We start from the raw sequence: 2,525 nt of genomic DNA on the forward strand, positions 1-2,525 counted from the left end.
CCGATACTGTTCTTCTGTCTGTTCTTTATTGGCGAAATCCAGCTGCGCGGTGACCTGCGCGTGGACATTCCCGTTACCGACAATCGGTGACAGGATCGATTCGATACGGCGCTGGACACGGCCTTCGACGTCGCTGGCGTATTTCAACTGTGCGTCGTTTAGATCGCGACTGCTGGTATTTGACTGCGTGAGCAGATGACCAGCCTGATCGACCAGCGTCACATTGCCCGGCGGCAGACCGGCTACCGCGCTGGAAACCAGATGCACGACTGCAGTGATTTGACCTTCATCCAGCGCACGCCCCGGTTCCAGATTGACGGTCACCGAGGCTGAAGGGGATTTCTGTTCACGCACGAACAGAGACGGCTTGGGCATTGCCAGATGTACGCGGGCGCGCTTAACCGGGCCAAGGGTTTCGATGGTGCGTGCCAGTTCGCCTTCCAGCGCACGCTGGTAGTTCACCTGCTCGCTAAACTGGCTGATGCCGAACTTTTCCTGATCCAACAGCTCAAAGCCCACCGCACCCCCTTTCGGCAGTCCTTGCTGGGCAAGACGCAGGCGCAGTTCATGGACTTTGTCGGCTGGAACTTCAATCGCGCCACTGCCTTCTGAGAAGCGGTACGGGATGTTCATCTGGGTCAACTGGGTGACGATCGCGCCGCCATCCTGATCGGATAAATTGCTGAATAACGTGCGATAATCAGGTGCTTTAGCCCACAACCCCATCGCCACAATAATGGCGACGGCCGCAGAGCCTGCAAGAATCAGAGGAATTTTGGGATTCGCACGCAGGCGATTAAGCCACTCGAGAGGTTTAGATTGGGTTGCAGCCGATGCAGTCGCGTTCATCTCGCACCTCGTGACTGCTCGTGGACGGCTTTATTTGCAAAGTGGAACAAGACTCACTCCCGGGTCAGCAAAATCGAAAAATTGACGGTCTCATTATTTGCGGTTTCGTTTTTTTCTATGCGGCAAAAACCGGGGTTTTTTATCGTTATTTAGCGCCTTTATCTTATTGACAAACTGGTAATCTCTGCTGCGTAGAAAACCATCCAGAGGATTATCATGTCAGCGATTCAGGGGATTGAAGGGGTTATCAGCCAGCTCCAGGCGACGGCGATGAGCGCCAGGGCGCAGGAGACACTGCCGCAACCGACCGTGAGTTTTGCCGGTCAATTACACGCGGCGCTGGACCGCATCAGCGATACGCAAACTGCTGCCCGCGTACAGGCGGAAAAATTCACGCTGGGTGAGCCGGGGATTGCGCTCAACGATGTGATGACCGATATGCAAAAAGCCTCAGTTTCCATGCAGATGGGAATTCAGGTGCGCAACAAACTGGTATCGGCCTATCAGGAAGTGATGTCCATGCAGGTTTAGGTTTGAGTGCCGGATGGCGTTGGCGCTTATCCGGCCTGTGATTCCCTGTAGACCGGATAAGGGGCCGTTGCCTTCCGGCAAACAGTTACTTCTGAATCAAATAACGAATTGTCGGCCCATCTTGCTGAATATCGAGCACGGTGTAGCCATGGTTGCGCGCGTCCAGCGGAATGTTATTGATGGACTGCGGACAGTCGCTGACCACTTCCAGAATTTCCCCTTTCTTCAACTGCGGTATCGCTTCCAGCGTAGCGACAGCAGGGTAAGGGCAGGGCTCGCCGACCATATCAAGGCGATAATCAGGAACAATGTTTTTCATGCGGATTCCTTAGCAAGGGTCAGCCCGGCACGACGGAAGAAATGTTTTTCCCAGCCGATGATTAACATCAGGGCGGCAAACAGCAGCAGATAGGTCACCAGCAGGCCGCCGAGCGGACCGAAGGTGTTGAGCAGATTAATTTTATCCCAGTTGGTGGCCAGCGCAGGGGCGAAGTCATCCCAGTAGTAGGCCAGAATCGTTGAGCCGATGACGTTACCGAGACCCACCCACCAATAGTGTACCTGGCCTTCCACCGCGCGGTACATCCAGCCGGTTTCACACCCGCCCGCCAGCACGATACCAAAACCAAACAACAGCCCGCCGATTACTGCATTTGGGCCCGCCCACATGATTTTGGCTTCCACGCCCAGTTGTACGTAGCTGAAAATACCGATTGCGCTGACGCCCATCCCGAAGATGATCGCCTTTGCCATATGGGTGCGTCCGGTGATCCACAGATCGCGGAAGGCGGAGGTGAAGCAGATTTGCGCGCGCTCGATCAGCAGACCAAAACCCACGCCGAACAGCATCGCCAGACCCAGCTTCGGCTGGTTCATGGCGGTCAGCAGCGCCCAGCCAATCATGCCGATAAACACCAGCATGCCGAGGCGGAAACGACGGCGCGCCTGATCCGGTTTCTGCGTCAACGGCGACGCAGCGGAGACTTTCTGCATCTTGACCGGAATGCGGAATATTGGCAGCAGGGTGAATCGCGCGCCAAAACAGGAACCGATGGCGGTTGCCAGGGCAAAGAACCAGGCGTGCAGAGAGAATTGAGGAATACCGGTAACGAATGCCGCCAGGTTGCAGCCCATCGCCATACGCG

Annotated in this window: 4 protein-coding genes; 1 reads left to right on the forward strand and 3 read right to left on the reverse strand. The window is 55.7% G+C overall.

The window, feature by feature from the left end:
• The coding region (gene fliF / locus AB7E14_RS22715; protein ID WP_428170004.1) for a flagellar basal-body MS-ring/collar protein FliF at positions 1-849 on the reverse strand (849 nt) is incomplete at its 3' end.
• 216 nt (positions 850-1,065) lie between these two features.
• Between fliF and fliE the strand changes: the two genes are divergently transcribed.
• Positions 1,066-1,380 carry a flagellar hook-basal body complex protein FliE gene (gene fliE / locus AB7E14_RS22720; RefSeq protein ID WP_043000291.1) on the forward strand — a complete coding sequence of 105 codons (315 nt, stop codon included), beginning with the start codon at positions 1,066-1,068 and terminating at the stop codon, positions 1,378-1,380.
• A gap of 85 nt (positions 1,381-1,465) precedes the next feature.
• On the opposite strand, the gene yedF is transcribed toward fliE, so the two are convergent.
• Both yedF and yedE read right to left on the reverse strand, forming a co-directional pair.
• Complete coding sequence (gene yedF / locus AB7E14_RS22725; RefSeq protein WP_316961773.1) at positions 1,466-1,699, reverse strand: sulfurtransferase-like selenium metabolism protein YedF; 234 nt, start codon at positions 1,697-1,699, stop codon at positions 1,466-1,468.
• A partial coding sequence (gene yedE, locus AB7E14_RS22730) for a selenium metabolism membrane protein YedE/FdhT (protein ID WP_428170005.1) occupies positions 1,696-2,525 on the reverse strand: 830 nt, incomplete at its 5' end. The genes yedE and yedF, both read right to left, overlap by 4 nt.

It is taken from the genome of Citrobacter sp. (assembly GCF_050252275.1).
In the GTDB taxonomy this organism is placed as follows: Bacteria; Pseudomonadota; Gammaproteobacteria; order Enterobacterales; family Enterobacteriaceae; genus Citrobacter_A; species Citrobacter_A amalonaticus.